Source organism: Acidithiobacillus sp. HP-2 (assembly GCF_015100155.1).
GTDB lineage: Bacteria > Pseudomonadota > Gammaproteobacteria > Acidithiobacillales > Acidithiobacillaceae > Acidithiobacillus.
Window position 1 is genome coordinate 99,146 of sequence record NZ_JACKZA010000010.1, and the last position, 15,591, is coordinate 114,736.

16 protein-coding genes are annotated in these 15,591 nt (G+C 54.4%); 6 read left to right on the plus strand and 10 right to left on the minus strand.

The genetic code is table 11. The features are described 5' to 3' along the window. Window positions 1-9: 9 nt before the first annotated feature. The 10 genes from H7F11_RS09640 to H7F11_RS09685 all read right to left on the minus strand — a co-directional run bounded on the left by H7F11_RS09640 (window position 10) and on the right by H7F11_RS09685 (window position 8,086). A complete protein-coding gene (locus tag H7F11_RS09640; RefSeq protein WP_193651026.1) occupies window positions 10-450 on the minus strand; it encodes a ferritin-like domain-containing protein in 441 nt (146 codons plus the stop codon). Between the two features lie 5 nt (window positions 451-455). Continuing rightward, window positions 456-794 (minus strand): BMC domain-containing protein, encoded by a 339-nt coding sequence (locus H7F11_RS09645; RefSeq protein ID WP_010637882.1) that lies wholly within the window; start codon window positions 792-794, stop codon window positions 456-458. A gap of 92 nt (window positions 795-886) precedes the next feature. Then, a complete protein-coding gene (locus tag H7F11_RS09650; RefSeq protein WP_010637881.1) occupies window positions 887-1,183 on the minus strand; it encodes a BMC domain-containing protein in 297 nt (98 codons plus the stop codon). Window positions 1,184-1,239: 56 nt separating this feature from the next. Next, window positions 1,240-1,536 (minus strand): BMC domain-containing protein, encoded by a 297-nt coding sequence (locus H7F11_RS09655; protein ID WP_010637879.1) that lies wholly within the window; start codon window positions 1,534-1,536, stop codon window positions 1,240-1,242. Between the two features lie 44 nt (window positions 1,537-1,580). Further along, window positions 1,581-1,817 (minus strand): carboxysome peptide B, encoded by a 237-nt coding sequence (locus H7F11_RS09660; protein WP_227485394.1) that lies wholly within the window; start codon window positions 1,815-1,817, stop codon window positions 1,581-1,583. Between the two features lie 11 nt (window positions 1,818-1,828). Further along, window positions 1,829-2,080 (minus strand): carboxysome peptide A, encoded by a 252-nt coding sequence (locus tag H7F11_RS09665; protein WP_010637873.1) that lies wholly within the window; start codon window positions 2,078-2,080, stop codon window positions 1,829-1,831. Then, window positions 2,077-3,648, minus strand: a complete 1,572-nt coding sequence (locus tag H7F11_RS09670) for a carboxysome shell carbonic anhydrase (RefSeq protein ID WP_227485395.1) — start codon at window positions 3,646-3,648, stop codon at window positions 2,077-2,079. Before H7F11_RS09670 ends, H7F11_RS09665 begins: the two co-directional genes overlap by 4 nt. 56 nt (window positions 3,649-3,704) lie before the next feature. After that, a complete protein-coding gene (locus tag H7F11_RS09675) occupies window positions 3,705-6,233 on the minus strand; it encodes a CsoS2 family carboxysome shell protein (RefSeq protein WP_193651024.1) in 2,529 nt (842 codons plus the stop codon). Window positions 6,234-6,294: 61 nt separating this feature from the next. Further along, window positions 6,295-6,627 (minus strand): ribulose bisphosphate carboxylase small subunit, encoded by a 333-nt coding sequence (locus tag H7F11_RS09680; RefSeq protein ID WP_010637868.1) that lies wholly within the window; start codon window positions 6,625-6,627, stop codon window positions 6,295-6,297. 40 nt (window positions 6,628-6,667) lie between these two features. Next, on the minus strand, window positions 6,668-8,086 hold the full coding sequence (locus tag H7F11_RS09685; protein ID WP_193651023.1) for a form I ribulose bisphosphate carboxylase large subunit: 1,419 nt from the start codon (window positions 8,084-8,086) through the stop codon (window positions 6,668-6,670). A gap of 125 nt (window positions 8,087-8,211) precedes the next feature. On the opposite strand from H7F11_RS09685, the gene H7F11_RS09690 reads away from it, so the two are divergent. The 6 genes from H7F11_RS09690 to lspA all read left to right on the plus strand — a co-directional run bounded on the left by H7F11_RS09690 (window position 8,212) and on the right by lspA (window position 15,452). After that, window positions 8,212-9,108, plus strand: a complete 897-nt coding sequence (locus tag H7F11_RS09690; RefSeq protein WP_193651022.1) for a LysR family transcriptional regulator — start codon at window positions 8,212-8,214, stop codon at window positions 9,106-9,108. Window positions 9,109-9,171: 63 nt separating this feature from the next. Next, window positions 9,172-10,722: a murein biosynthesis integral membrane protein MurJ gene (gene murJ / locus H7F11_RS09695; protein ID WP_193651021.1), complete on the plus strand. Its 1,551-nt coding sequence runs from the start codon at window positions 9,172-9,174 to the stop codon at window positions 10,720-10,722. Further along, window positions 10,715-11,164, plus strand: coding sequence for a DUF2203 family protein (locus H7F11_RS09700; protein ID WP_142086905.1), 450 nt, complete (start codon window positions 10,715-10,717; stop codon window positions 11,162-11,164). Before murJ ends, H7F11_RS09700 begins: the two co-directional genes overlap by 8 nt. A gap of 66 nt (window positions 11,165-11,230) precedes the next feature. After that, window positions 11,231-12,157 carry a bifunctional riboflavin kinase/FAD synthetase gene (locus H7F11_RS09705; protein WP_193651020.1) on the plus strand — a complete coding sequence of 309 codons (927 nt, stop codon included), beginning with the start codon at window positions 11,231-11,233 and terminating at the stop codon, window positions 12,155-12,157. Window positions 12,158-12,171: 14 nt separating this feature from the next. Then, window positions 12,172-14,994, plus strand: coding sequence for an isoleucine--tRNA ligase (ileS, locus tag H7F11_RS09710; RefSeq protein ID WP_193651019.1), 2,823 nt, complete (start codon window positions 12,172-12,174; stop codon window positions 14,992-14,994). Continuing rightward, window positions 14,994-15,452 carry a signal peptidase II gene (gene lspA / locus H7F11_RS09715; protein WP_193651018.1) on the plus strand — a complete coding sequence of 153 codons (459 nt, stop codon included), beginning with the start codon at window positions 14,994-14,996 and terminating at the stop codon, window positions 15,450-15,452. The genes ileS and lspA overlap by 1 nt, the downstream gene beginning before the upstream one ends. Window positions 15,453-15,591: the final 139 nt, after the last annotated feature.

The following is a 15,591-nucleotide window of genomic DNA, read 5'->3' on the forward strand; positions in this document are numbered from 1 at the left end:
CCTCCAAACTTAGTGAAAACGCTCCAACATTTCGGCAAGCGACCGCATATGGCCTTCTTCATCGGCGCGCAGATGGGCAAACACCTCGGCAGAAGGAATATCCCGCATACGCTCGGAAAAATTCTGGGCTTCGCTATACAATTGCACAGCCGAATACTCCAGATCCTGATCGTGCGTCAACATTTCGCGCAAATCCCTACCCGGGCGCGGTGGCAGTAATTGCGCACCCGTCGGCGCTATTCCCATCAGCAAAAGCTGTTGACTGAGAATACCGGCATGATCCAGCTCTTCCCGCGATTCATGACGAAAATATTCCGCCCAATCTGCCATGCCCCAGAGCGTACAAAGACTTGACTGGGTACGGTACTGCTGCACCGCCGTGTACTCATGAGTCAGCGCACGCGTGAAAAAACCAATGATGCGTGGATGATGATTACGCATCCCATTCATGGGTTTCAGCTCAGATTGCCGGTAACATCACCATCCCGGCCACTACCATCAGCGCTGGGAGACTGAGGTAAAATATGTTCCACCTCGGTGTGTACCCGGGCAATAATGTGGGCAGCAACAAGGCCGTCACCAACTCTTTCACAAGCATCCGCACCTGCACGAACAGCCGCATTCACTGCACCCGTTTCGCCACGCACCAACACGGTGACATATCCACCACCAACAAACTGACGGCCAACCAAACGGACTTCGGCTGCTTTGGTCATCGCATCCGCTGCTTCAATAGCCGGTACCAGACCGCGTGTTTCAATCATACCCAGAGCAATACCCGTAAGTGCTGCCATCTGTGTCTCCTTTATATTGATTACATCTGCCAGGAAGGGCGTAGGAACTACGCCCGCTCACTCGCGTTCATTTAAGCGACAATCAAACCGGTTCAGGCTGATGGTGCTTTCGGCAGAATGTGTTCAACCTCGGAATGGACACGGGCGATAATGTGGGCGGCTACCAGACCATCACCGACCCGTTCGCAGGCATCAGCACCAGCACGAACTGCAGCATTTACCGCACCCGTTTCGCCGCGCACCAACACGGTGACATAACCACCACCGACAAACTGGCGACCAATCAAACGGACTTCAGCAGCCTTGGTCATCGCATCAGCCGCTTCAATAGCCGGCACCAAACCACGGGTTTCAATCATACCCAACGCAATACCTGTTACTTCTGCCATTTCATCAACTCCTTCAATAGACAATCTAAAAATCAGAACCGCTGGATGCCGCTGCTTTAAGCAGTGGCAGCCTTCGGCAGGATGTGCTCGACTTCAGAGTGCACACGCGCAATGATGTGTGCAGCCACCAGGCCGTCACCCACCCGTTCGCAGGCATCAGCACCAGCACGAACTGCAGCATTTACCGCACCCGTTTCGCCGCGCACCAACACGGTGACATAACCACCACCGACAAACTGGCGACCAATCAAACGGACTTCAGCAGCCTTGGTCATCGCATCAGCCGCTTCAATAGCCGGCACCAAACCACGGGTTTCAATCATACCCAACGCAACACCTGATACATCTGCCATTTGCACCCCTCCTTACGAGAACAAAACCCAATATAGAGAACGTTTCAAGGTTCCCAAAAGTCAATGATTCCACCAATGGTCAAATCAGTATGAATCTCAAAGTCGCCCGCCGCATAACGCGCCGCCGAACCTGCTACCGTAAACACCCACTTACCCGGTGGAACCCCCACGGGATCTATCGCTACATTCAGTTTCCCTGCTGCATCAGACAACACCCGTAACGAAATTTGCTTCAGTCCAGGAACCCGACGGGTGACCACCAGCTCCGAAACCACCTGCATAATCTCCACGACTACAGAGGGTCCCAATTATCAATGATGCCAATAATCGTCAGATCTGATGGATAATCCTTACTGCCAGCAGCTTCGCGCGCTGCCGAAGATCCCACACAAATCACCCAATCACCGGGAATACAACCCACAGCGTCCACCGCCAGTGAGCGCGGTCCACCTTCCTTTTCCTGAACCACCAGTAGAGGACGATGACCCATTTCTGCAATACGGTTGGTCGATACCAGAGTTTTTTCCACACGCATGATCTTCATGTGAGTGGCACCTCCTCCAATGGGCTGCCCAGTTTCTGATTCTGGACGCTGCCATGTAAATAAAGCATACCTTCGGACAGTAAATCACTGTACCGTGCTTGAATAGCTGCTGCCACGCGCTGTAATTTGATAATGATGCGTTCTCTGTGGCCAGGAACATTGGCGTCATATCTGTAATTAATCGCCATGGGTATGGGTAAACCCTGCTCGACATTCAGATGTCGAAAAATTTTGACCCCCACATCCAGATCCGCAGCTCCCTCTTCCACAGTATCCAGGTGCGCGTAATAAGACAGATTACGCACCTGCAACTCCTGAAAACCGTCACCAATACTCATAAAGCGTTCGCCATGTCCTCTGTCAGGATACCAGCCCCCGAAGTTTTCAACGACATATTCTATCTGGCTCAGATTATTGATAAGCAGGTTGGCAATCAGGCGCCGCATCCCGTCATGGGGTTTGCCGTCACCCTGCCCCCATCCGCCGACATCACTGGCATTGGCGATGGCTTCATAAATTGCAAGGCGTGCCTGATCGGCATTCATACCCAGAGTCTTTTTATAGAGTTCGGCATTGTCCACAGAGCGGAATAGACTCAAATCTCCCTGACCATCCGGCACATGAATGCGAATCGCATCAGTATCCGTATCGAGGCCAATCAGCAAAATATCGGTACTGGCACCACAACAAAAAGCATTTTCAATACCATGGCGAAACTGTTGCAAGCGTTCCAGAGCAGCTTCCATAGCTACTTTTTCATTGCTCTGATGCGCTGCACAACCCTGATGCATAGGATCCAGTGAACTGCGGTGATATACGGCCACCTTTAGATATCTGGTACCACTATCAGAAGTACTGGGATACCCCTCACGGAAGCGACGCAATTCCGCAGCCTGCCAGTCAAGAATATCGTCTTCTACATCAAACAAAGTTCCAGCAAAAGTAGAGTATCGTAATAAATCCGAAGCAGGCAGCCTTAAAATATAGGTAAACAGGCCTTTCAAACGACCATCAGCACAGGCTGAAACATTGATTGCGTGAAACCCGCAGTCGACCAGCAAGGCATCCAGACTTTGAGCATCGGCTACTTCCTGATGGATGCGCTGCGAGAATTGCTCAACGCCTGCCGCCAATGCCGAAAAGATGCTGGAACTATACAAGGTCGGCACATCCACACCATGAATCCACGACCTCTCCAAAACGCCTTCAGGAAAGGGATGACCTAAATGCTGTTCTGCCAGACGGTTAGCCTGCTCGGTAAAGTCACGCGATGCGCCCAAAGCAGCCACTTCTTTCAGAACCGGCACAATTTCATCAAAGCGCCGCTTGATACTTGATTCGAAACGGGCAAGACGATCATTTTCCGTTTTATTCACCAAAGCATGGTGGCATTGGCGAGCGGGCAGGCTGGCGCAGGCTGGATGCACAGCTGGCTTACCGTCAGCCTGCTGGGGAACCTGAACGTGCACAGCCTGAGAGAACTGCCTGGCCATGGGCATGGGCATGGGCATGGGCATGGAATCTGGCGTACCTATACCACGCATGCGTCTGATTTTACGTGTATCCAAGCTTCAGCCCTCAACCTGCAAAGCTGAATCATCCCGGTACAGATGCCGAAAATCCATCATCCTCGCGCGCCTCCGGAATAAGTAACCAATGAACCCCGGGAAGAACTCCCGCTGCTGCCGGTCAACTTGGATTCACTCAACGCTGCCGACAAAGCCTGCCCTTTGTTTACGCCCGCAGACATGACACAAATTTTCGCATCACCGCGTTGCGTAGGATTACGCTTTTGGGCCCAGTGTCCTTCTGTGCCGGTGACGCGCTTACTCCGACTCCAGTCGTCACCAGTAATCTGCCAGGCACCACGTTCGGGCACAGCCATTACCGAAGAAGCAGCTTCCGGGCTGGCAGACATGCCTGGCTGCACGGAAAGCGGAGTACCTTGCGGCATTTCCCGAGTCCGGAACTCCGGCGTACCGGTCACCAGCCCTCTTGCCAGATTGACCGGGCCAGTGACACGATCATTCTGATCCGCACTATTGCCGGTAATGCGATTGAGCATCTGCCGGGACGGAGGAACAATACTGAAGTCCTGCGGCGCATTCACTACGGCCTGAGGAGACTGCGATGCAACCGGGGCGTCCACAAAACGGGTGCTGGTCGGTTCCACTTGTGCCATTGCCTGTTTTTTGAGGGCACAGTTACTGCAGCATGACGGTTCCTCTTGAGGCGCACTTGAAGCTATGGCTGACTGCATCACGGCCTCGTGAGGAGTTGATTCGGTCAGGTTGCTGAGGGCATCGCCCGCATAGGGCGTTCCAGAAACGGCTGAAAATGCCCCAGCCTCATTACCTGTTACATTTTCTGAAGGTGTTAGCAACGGTCCACTGACCAGCTGTCCAGTGGCGGTCCGAGTTACACCCACTTTGGGAGCTTCAGCATGCGGAGTGCTCGCGCATGCAGCATAATGCTCTGCCCCATAATATTCCGTACCGGTGACGGGCAAGCACTCTCCACGCTCGTCACCAGACATTTTTGGGTGTGAACTCACTCCTGTCCCTGTCAGGGCGGTACCCGACAGACTGGACATCATCCCCACCTTATCGACACCACCGCCGCACAAGTTCGCCAGAGCGTAGCCTGTACCGGTTACCCGTTGACAACTACCAGGCTCATTACCGGTGACCTTTTCCGAACGATCTACCAGATTGCCGGTAATCCGCATCCCTTTATCGGTATTACTGATTCCGACCTTCGAAGGTACCGGCTCCGGCGCCGCCGTACGGCACAAAGACTGAAAGGTTTCCTGACTCAGATACTCCGTTCCGGTAACTGGCCGACATTCACCGGAGTCAAGTCCCGTAATTTTGCTTGAGCTGTCCACAGCAGTTCCGGAAATCTGTTCACCTGCCAGTGTGTGTGTTTGCGAAACCTTGGGCGGTGCGCCGTTAATGGTCATCCGGGCCACTCCAGCATCAGAATACTGGGAACCCGTAATCCGCTGCTGAACGCCCGTCTCGGAACCCGTCACAGCGGCGGTTCTTGCCTCATCTGAGCCACTGATCGGCAGGTGTTGTTTCGCCGAAATACCCATCGCCACTTTCTGAGGTCGGGCAGGCAGATCTGACTGGCAAAATGCACCAAAGTTTTCCATGCTCAGGTATTCGGTACCGGTGACTGCCGTACACGTACCGGCTTCATCGCCTGTCACATCAGCAGATCGGCCCAGTTGCGTACCAGATACGGACTGCCGCGCAGTGGTACTGGACTGCCCTACCTTGGCAGGATTTGGCGCCGGACGACTGTTGCAAAAACTGGTGAACTGATCAGTACCAACATATTCTGTGCCGGTAATTCCCCGACAGGATCCTGCCTCATTACCGGTAACCGCAGCCTGACGAGTCACTTGCGTTCCGGTCACTTCCGAACCTGCCAAAGTGGTATCCACTTCAACTTTCTGTGGAGCCCGATACTTTCTGGAACGTAACTGACCGGCAGCCCGGGAAGGTTGCGAGCGACCCCGACCATGCTCGGCCTGTTCCTGACGATGCAAACGGGCGAATTCGCGGCCATTACCATTTTGCAGATAACGCAAGCGCGCAGCGGCAGAACTCAGACCACGCATCACCGTAAGCGCCACCTTGCCCTTTTGGGAGAGCGTCTGCCGCCGTGCCTTGCAGAGCTGGCGCACTGAACTTTCGCGCCAGGCAAAATCAGACGGGTTTGACTCAGCCATTTCACATACGGAATCCAGAAACGATTCTTCCACACCGGGAATCAGCGGCTGCACAACATTTTCAGCAACCATCACTGCTTGGCTGCTTTCTGCCGGGGCAACCCGACGACGGCTGCGCGAGCGCCGCTGTTCCGGATCAGACCAGCACTGCGCACCCGTACATCTTTGGGCACGATGCGCTAATGCGGCTTCTCTCCCGGAGTTTTTCTGAGAAATGTTATCAATGTGTACGGATGGCGACATAACCACTGCTGCTGTGGATTCTGTCTTCATCGAATTCGGTACAGACTTTGGCTCAGCAGCTGCTGGCACTGACCGTGTTCTATCGGTTTGCTTGCGCACGGCCTGCTGGCGCCGCATCTTCTGCGCCAAAGCCCGACCACGCAAGTGACCGGAAGCGGATAATTCAGACATATTGCCTCCCTTGATGTAGCCGCCGTAAAAAACACGGCGGCTTCGTCACTGCCGCCCCTGTTTAGGAGCCCCGGTAAACCACAAACGCCAGACCTTGACTCTGGGTATAGTTGTCGTAACCGATCAACTTTACCAGATGACCCGGATATTCGCGGTGGCAGGCTTCCAACTCGGCCAGAATGGCGTCAACACTTCTTTCGCCAAACATGGGAAGCTTCCACATGTACCAGTAATGCGTGAACGATCGACTGGGCTCGACATGTTCTACTGCAGGGTTCCAACCCTGAGCGACAATGTACTGAATCTGAGCCCGAATCTGTTCAGCAGACATGGGGGGCAGGTATGAAAACGTCTCATACCGGCGGACTTGCTTATAATCTTGCACATCGGCCATGATGACCTCCTTCCTGAATAAGCTGATGAATTACCAGAAATTAGCGGTTCTGCACGTCGAGCTTGTCGACCGTATCGAACTCAAACTTGATTTCTTTCCAGGTTTCCAGAGCGATCTTGAGTTCTGGCGAATGGCGAGCTGCATTCATCAACACTTCCTTGCCTTCCTTCTCGATCTCGACCCCACGGTTACGGGCTTCCACGCACGCTTCCAGAGCAACACGGTTAGCCGCCGCACCTGCCGCATTACCCCAGGGGTGACCCAGAGTACCGCCACCAAACTGCAGTACGGAGTCATCACCGAAAATACTCACCAGTGCCGGCATGTGCCACACGTGAATACCACCGGAAGCTACGGCAAAGGCACCGGGCATGGAACCCCAATCCTGATCAAAGAAAATACCGCGACTGCGATCTTCAGGAATGTAGGATTCGCGAAGCAGATCAATCCAGCCCAGGGTAGAAGCGCGATCGCCTTCCAGCTTACCTACCACGGTACCGGTATGGAGATGATCACCACCGGACAGACGCAGGGCCTTGGTCAACACCCGGAAGTGAATACCATGGTTGGGGTTACGATCAATTACCGCATGCATGGCACGGTGAACGTGCAACAGTATGCCATTTTTGCGGCACCAGCGGGCCAGACCGGTATTTGCACAGAAACCACCGGTGAGGAAGTCATGCATGATGATGGGCATACCCAGTTCTTTGGCGAACTCGGCGCGCTCGTACATTTCTTCCGGAGAAGGCGCAGTCACGTTCAGATAGTGACCCTTGCGCTCACCCGTCTGAGCTTCGGCATTGTGGATAGCATCAGCCACGAAGAGGAAGCGGTCACGCCAGCGCATGAAAGGCTGGGAATTGACGTTTTCGTCATCCTTGGTGAAATCCAGACCACCACGTAGGGCTTCATACACGGCACGGCCATAGTTCTTGGCAGAAAGACCCAGCTTGGGCTTGATGGTACAACCCAGCATCGGCCGACCATACTTGTCGAGCAAGTCACGTTCTACCTGAATACCATGGGATGGACCGTTACAGGTCATGACGTAATGCAGCGGGAAGCGCACGTCTTCCAGACGCAGGGCACGAACCGCTTTAAATCCGAATACGTTACCCACCAGCGAGGTGAATACGTTAACCACCGAACCTTCTTCGAACAGGTCGATCGGATATGCGATGAACGCATAAAAAGCCGCGTCGTCACCGGGGACGTCTTCAATGCGATACGCACGACCCTTGTAGTAGTCCATGTCGGTAAGCAGGTCAGTCCAGACCGTAGTCCAGGTGCCGGTAGATGATTCTGCGGCTACCGCCGCCGCTGCTTCTTCCCGATCCACACCAGGCTGCGGGATAATCTTGAAACACGCCAAAAGATCCGACTCAAGCGGCACGTAGTCCGGAGCCCAATATGTGTGGCGGTACTCCTTGACGCCGGCTTCATATTTACCAGCCATAAGATTCCTCCTAAAGTATCAGTCTAACTTGACCTGCAAAGCTGTAACCCTTGACGAATGTACAAAGTGCCTTCCATAAGGTAAAGTAAAAAGAAATTAATATTACCTTTTGGAAAAGTAAAACCTTGATAATCCGCCATCCGACCCTGCACCAATTACGTATTTTTACGGTGCTTGCGCGACACCTTAACATGACCCGCGCTGCAACGGAATTACACCAGACGCCTTCAGCACTGTCCATACAGATCAAGCAACTTTCTGAGACCGCCGGCGAGCCCCTGTATGAACAAATGGGCAAAAAACTTTACCTCACGGCTGCCGGAGAAGCCGTTGCCAGGGCCGGAAACGACATTCTGCGTCGTCTGGATGCACTGAATCAGGAGCTCAACGCCCAGCGCAACCTCGAATCAGGGACACTTAACCTGTCCATCATTTCGACGGCAGAGTACTTCGCGCCGCGCCTCATTGGTACCTTCTGCAAGGAACATGCAGGTATTGAAGTCCACCTTGAAATTGCCAATCGCGACAGCATCCTGGAACGACTCAAGCAAAATCTCGACGACATTTACATCATGGGTCAGGTTCCCGATGATATTGATGGTGTTGCCCGCCCCTTTATGGAAAATCCGCTGGTTGTACTCGCCCCCGGCGATCACCCGTTAGCTGAACAATCCCGCATTGCTCCAGCGCGATTAAAAGATGAAGCATTTATTCTTCGGGAGGAAGGTTCCGGAACCCGGCTGACAGCCCAGAATTTTTTCCAGGAACAGGGAGTCCAGCTCAAAGTCAGAATGACCATGAGCAGTAATGAAGCGGTCAAGCAGTTGGTCGCCGGGGGACTGGGACTGAGCGTTCTGTCCCGCAACACCATTGCTGCCGAAGCCAATGCTGGAAACATTGCCATTCTGGATGTCGTGGGTTTCCCCATTCTCAGACAATGGCACGCCGTGTATCGCAAGAACAAACGGTTAACCGCCGTAGCGCAAAAGTTCATGGACTTTTTGCTGGAAGGTAATTATTGATCTTGGCTGTTTCAAACGGCCGTGCCATTATTCTGGGATGCTTCCATCCTCTTTTGTGCGTTTATGAGTAAACACCCACTGCGCAGTGTATTGAAAGTCGGAAGCAATACCATGCTTTCCCGACTGCTTGGTTTCGCCCGCGACATTATACTTGCGCATTTGTTCGGGGCCGGGGAAATGGCTGATGCTTTTTTTGTGGCCTTCCGGATTCCCAACCTGTTCCGCAGGCTGTTTGGAGAAGGCGCCTTCTCGCAATCTTTTGTGCCGGTTCTGGGTGAATACCGGGCCCAGCGTTCGACGGAGGAAGCTCAGGCGTTTGTCGCCGATATCAGTGGCTGGCTGGCTCTGACCCTGGCCGTGGTCACACTGATCGGCATTCTCGCTGCCAGCGCCGTAGTTTACGCAATAGCTCCGGGGTTTGCTGCTAACCCCGGCAAATTCCAGCTGACCGTGGAATTACTGCGGATTACTTTTCCCTATCTCTTTCTGATCTCACTGGTGGCGCTGGCTGGTGGTGTGCTCAATACCCACGGTCATTTTACGGTGCCTGCTTTTACGCCGGTTTTCCTGAATCTCAGCATTATTGCCACGGCATTATTCTGGGCACCGCATCTTGCCCAACCGGTTATTGCCGTAGCCTGGGGTGTTTTGATTGGTGGCGTGGTGCAGCTTCTGTTTCAGTTTCCGGCCCTGAAAAAACTGGGATATTTGCGCTGGCCGCGCCTGCGCCGCCGTGATCCGGGAGTCGCCAAGGTCTTGCGCCTGATGGGGCCAGCCGCTTTCGGCGCATCGGTCGCCCAAGTCAATTTATTCCTGAATACCATCCTGGCCTCTCTGGTCGGGGCTAATGTGGTTTCCTATCTTTATTACTCTGACCGGCTGGTGGAATTTCCTCTGGGCGTTTTCGGGGTCGCTTTGGGAACCGTGGTATTACCTCTGCTATCCAGGCAGGCGGCCGAAGGTTCTGCGCAATTTCCCGAAACCCTGGACTGGGCGCTGCGCCTGACCTGGCTGATCGGCCTTCCGGCGACGGTCGGTCTGCTGGTTCTGGCGCAGCCACTTTTGATCAGCCTGTTTCGCTACGGTGCCTATAGCGCCGAAGATGCCTGGCAGAGCAGTCTGAGCCTGATGGGTTATGGTATTGGCATATTACCCATCATTGCCGCACGTGTCCTTGCCCCCGCTTTTTACGCCCATCAGAATACCCGAACACCCGTCCGTTTCGGCATGATCAGCGTGGCAGTCAACATGGTCATCAGCGTGATTCTCGCCTGGCCCCTGCAACAATTGGGTTTGGCGATTGCCACCAGCACAGCGGCACTGGTGAATGCCATTCTGCTCTGGCGCCGCCTGCATCGAGATGGTGTTTATAAAATGCAGGCGGGCTGGCTGCCCTTCTTGCTGAAATCTGGTGCCATGGCGATTATCATGGGCTTGGTGTTATTGAGCTTGCGCGGTGGTACTGCACTGTGGCTGGCCCTGCCCTTGTGGGAAAGACTCCTGCGGATTCTCGGCCTGGTGCTTTTAGCGGCCGTTCTGTATTTGGGTGGTACCTGGGCTTTGGGCATCCACGAGTTGCGCGACATCATCCGAAGGAGAACTGACCGTGCCTGAAACGGACGGATTACATGGACATGGAGATTCGGTATTTGCCATTCAGCGACCGGGTCAGATTCGGGTGTTCACCCTGCTGGAAGCCCGGCAAATTTTTCCTTTGGTCCGCAACATTACCGCCCAGGCTGTTGATGAACTCTCTCCGGTTTTGGAGTCGATGCGGGCCAACATGGGAAACCACCCTATTTTACAGCAACAGGAAATCCACTACGAAGAAATTGTGCAGCGCTGGATCAATAAAATGGAGCGTCTGGGCGTGGTTGTTTCGGGATTATGGCTGGTGGATTTTGATACGGGCGATGGTTATTTGTGCTGGCGCCATCCGGAACCTGTGCTGGGTTACTACCATGGTCATGAACAGGGCTTTGGTCAACGCCGCCCTTTGCAGGAGGTCATCCGGGAACAGCAACCCGAGTGGGCAGACTGCACACCCATGATCTAGGGTTCTCCATGAATTTAGGCTAGTATGTCGCCATTTTACCGCGAAACGGATCGCAAATAATCCCGCATGAATTTCCCAGGCTTTTTCCATCGACGCAGCGATTGTCCTGCCAGCTCAGCGCTGGCGGTCAGCATCGGCAATTTTGACGGTGCCCATAGAGGACATCAGGCCTTGCTGCAGTCCCTGCGTCAAAGTGATTTACCGACGGCCGTTTTGACCTTTGAACCCCTGCCCCGGGAATTTTTTCTGGCATCCCAGGCCGCACCCCGGCTGAGCAGTCTTCGTGAAAAGATCAGCGTGCTGCGTCACTACCATGTGGATCAAATTTACTGCCTGCCTTTTGATCAGGCTCTGGCCCGCCTTTCCGCTGAAGATTTCATTACGCGCATTTTGGTGCAGCAATTACAGTGCCGCTTTCTGGTGGTTGGTCATGATTTTCGTTTCGGGGCGGCGCGGCGGGGCGATCTGGAGATGCTGCAGCACTTCGGTCGCCAGTATGGTTTTACCGTACACGAGCAACCCCCCTTCAGTCTGGACGGCCAACGTGTCAGCAGCACGGGTATTCGTGCGGCATTACTGGCGGGTAACCTGGACCAGGCCAGGCACTGGCTGGGCAGACCCTATTCCCTCTGTGGCAAAATCGTTCACGGTGATCATCTGGGTCGGGAACTGGGCTTCCCGACCGCCAACATTCCCCTGAATCGCCGCCCCGTTCCGGTCAAGGGCATTTTTGCCGGGCGTCTTCACAGCCCTCAGGGAAGCTGGATAGCCGCCATCAGTATCGGCTTGCGACCTACCGTCGGCGGTAAGCAAATGGTGCTGGAGGCACACTGCCTGGATGCAGACAGTCCTGATCTTTATGGACAACGCGTTCAGGTAGAACTGCATCAGCAATTGCGTCATGAAGAAAAGTACCCGGATCTCGATGCCCTCAAGGCAGCCATTGCCCGGGATATTATCAATACCCGCCGTTTTTTTGCCGAACACCCTTAGGATTTTCAAAACTCATGGACTACAAGCTGACACTGAATCTTCCCCAAACGGACTTTCCCATGCAGGGCAAACTCCCCGAACGCGAACCGGCAACACTGGCGCGCTGGCAGGAGCATGATTTATATGCCGCCATCCAGACGGCGCGCAGCAATGCCCCGACATTCATCCTGCATGACGGCCCTCCCTACGCTAACGGCAAAATTCACATAGGCCATGCGGTCAATAAAATCCTCAAGGACATCATCAACAAAAGCAAATTGAGTGAAGGTTACCGGGTACCCTATGTGCCGGGCTGGGATTGTCATGGCTTACCCATTGAAATCCAGGTAGAAAAAGAGCTGGGACGCCCTGGAGAAAAAGTCAGTGCCCAGGAATTTCGCAACGCTTGCCGGACTTATGCGGAAAGTCAGATTGTTGGACAAAAGCAGGATTTTGAACGACTCGGCATCCTCGGCGACTGGCAGCATCCCTATCTGACCATGCATTTCGCAGCAGAAGCCAATATTCTTCGGGAACTTGGTCGCTTGACCGTCAATGGTCAGGTAGTACGCGGTGCCAAACCCGTCCACTGGTGTGTGGATTGTGGTAGTGCACTGGCCGAAGCGGAAGTCGAATATCAGGATCGCACGGATCCCTCCATTGATGTGGCTTTTGCCGTCGCCGATCCGGCTGACCTGCAGCAACGGCTGGGGCTGAAGGAGGCTGTCGCCGCCAGTGTGGTCATCTGGACTACCACCCCATGGACTTTACCAGCCAATCAGGCGGTCGCCGTACATCCCGATTATGCTTATGTGCTCCTGCGCAGCGGGCATCGCCATATTCTGGTGGCTGCCGATCTGGCCGAAAGCACCCTCGCCCGTTATGGGGAAACTTCGGAAAATGGTCCTGCCATTCTGGCAGAATGTAGCGGATCGCAGCTCGAAGGACTGATTCTGCAGCATCCTTTTCTGGATCGTCAGGTTCCAATCATTCTCGGCCATCATGTCACCCTGGAAGCCGGTACCGGATGTGTGCACACCGCGCCTGCGCATGGCGTAGAGGACTATGAGGCCAGTCGTCATTATCATCTGCCGGTAGAAAGCCCCTTGCAGGATAACGGCCGCTTGCGTGATGACATGCCCCGTGGTCTCGCCGGGCTGAATATTCGTCAGGCCAACGAAAGAATCATCGAACTGCTGCAGGAGGAAGATGCCTTACTGCATCTGGAAAAAATCCGCCACAGCTATCCCCATTGCTGGCGGCACAAGACGCCCCTGCTGTTTCGGGCGACACCGCAATGGTTTATCAGCATGTCTGCCAACCAGCTCCGCGACAAGGCTCTCTCTGCCATAGAAGCAACGCGCTGGATTCCCGACTGGGGTCAGGAGCGCATTGCCGGCATGATCCGTCAGCGTCCGGACTGGTGTATTTCCCGGCAAAGAGCCTGGGGCGTACCCATTGCCCTGTTTTTCTGCGGCCAGTGTGGTGAACCGCTGCGCGATGCGGCAACTTTCGAACGGATTGCTCAGGCGGTGGAAGCCAATGGTGTTGATGCCTGGTTCAACCAGCCTGCCGGGGATTTTCTGCCTGCAGGAGCCCATTGTGCAGCCTGTGGACATGATCATTTCCACAAGAGTACGGATATTCTTGACGTCTGGTTTGATTCCGGCTCGACCCACGCCTTTGTCCTGGAGCAGCGTCCGGAACTGCACAGTCCTGCCGACCTGTATCTGGAAGGCTCAGATCAACATCGTGGCTGGTTTCAGTCCTCCCTGCTGGAGTCTGTGGCGAGCCGGGGGCGTGCACCATTCAAGGCGGTTTTGACTCATGGCTTCACGGTGGATGGTGAAGGCCGCAAAATGAGCAAGTCAGTGGGTAACGTCATTGCCCCGCAAAGCATTATCGACCGTTATGGTGCGGATATTCTGCGCCTCTGGGTGGCTTCGGCAGATTACCGGGGCGAAATTCCCATTTCCGATGCCATCGTCAAGCAGTTGGGGGATAGCTATCGGCGCATTCGTAACACGGCCCGCTACATTCTCGGCAACACCCACGATTTTGACTGCGCAAAAGACGCACTCCCCGCAGCAGAGTTGCTGGAAATGGATCGCTGGATGCTGGCGCGCACCGCACTGCTGCAGGAAGAAATTCGTGCGGCCTATGCTGAATACCAATTTCTCAAGGTCCAGCAAAAGCTCCATCATTTTTGTTCCATTGATCTGGGCGGCCTCTATCTGGACGTACTCAAGGATCGCCTCTATACCTCACCGACTGCCTCTCGCGCCCGCCGTTCCGCACAAACCATCCTCTGGCTGATGCTGGAAGCCATGGTGCGCTGGATGGCACCCATACTGAGCTTTACCGGAGAAGAAATCTGGCAGGAAATGCGGGATCGGCCGGCACCCAGCGTGTTTTTTGGTGAATACCCGGACCTCCCTCTACCCGAGGACTCAGTCCTGCTCAATGCCCGCTGGGAGCGTCTCAGCCAATTACGGGATGCCGTCAATGCGGCACTGGAACTGCTGCGTCAGGACAAAAAAATTGGCTCCGGTCTGGATGCCGAACTGCAGATTTATGCCAACGATGACTGGCAGGCTTTTCTGCACCCTCTGGGAGAAGAACTGCGCTATTTTTTGATGACTTCCGCCTGCAGCATCCATGCCTACTCCGGGCGACCGGAAAACAGCGCCGAACTGGTTCCCGGGGTTGCTTTGCAGGTACAAACGAGCACGGCCAGCAAATGTGCACGGTGCTGGCATCGCCGTCATGATGTCGGCCAGCATGCCGGACATCCGGAAATTTGTGGTCGTTGTGTAAGCAATCTTGAATTACCAGGCGAACAACGGGAGTTCTGCTGATGTTACGTTACCTTTGGCTGTCTTTTGCCGTCATCCTTGCAGATCAGGGCGTCAAACTCTGGCTGAGTCACATCTGGCGCGTGGGACAGGGTATTGTCGTTATCCCCGGCCTCCTGAATTTTCGCCTCGTCCACAACACGGGGGCTGCTTTCAGTTTTCTGGCAGGTGCAGGCGGTTGGCAGCGCTGGCTGCTCATTGGTATTGCCCTGCTGGTCGTTGTCGTCATTGTCGCCATCCTGCGTCGTCTCAAACCCGGCAGCACCTGGACCGCCATTTCTCTTGCACTCATTCTTGGCGGTGCTGTAGGCAATCTGATTGATCGCATTCGTCTTGGCTATGTAGTGGACTTTATTGGGGCGCACTGGGGTTCTTTATATTGGCCTTACTTCAATATTGCCGACAGTGCCATTTCCATCGGCGCTGTGATTCTAGTTCTGGACGCTTTCCGCCGTCATTAGCCTTCCGGTTACAAAAACATCCCATTGAGCAGTGGGGAGTTTTTGCGACACCGGCAGTTATCCTAAAACCGGTGGTGGGCTGGGAAGCTTTGCAGCGACTTTGGCCCGCGCCGTTGGCGCAAAAAGCTTCCCAGCCCAC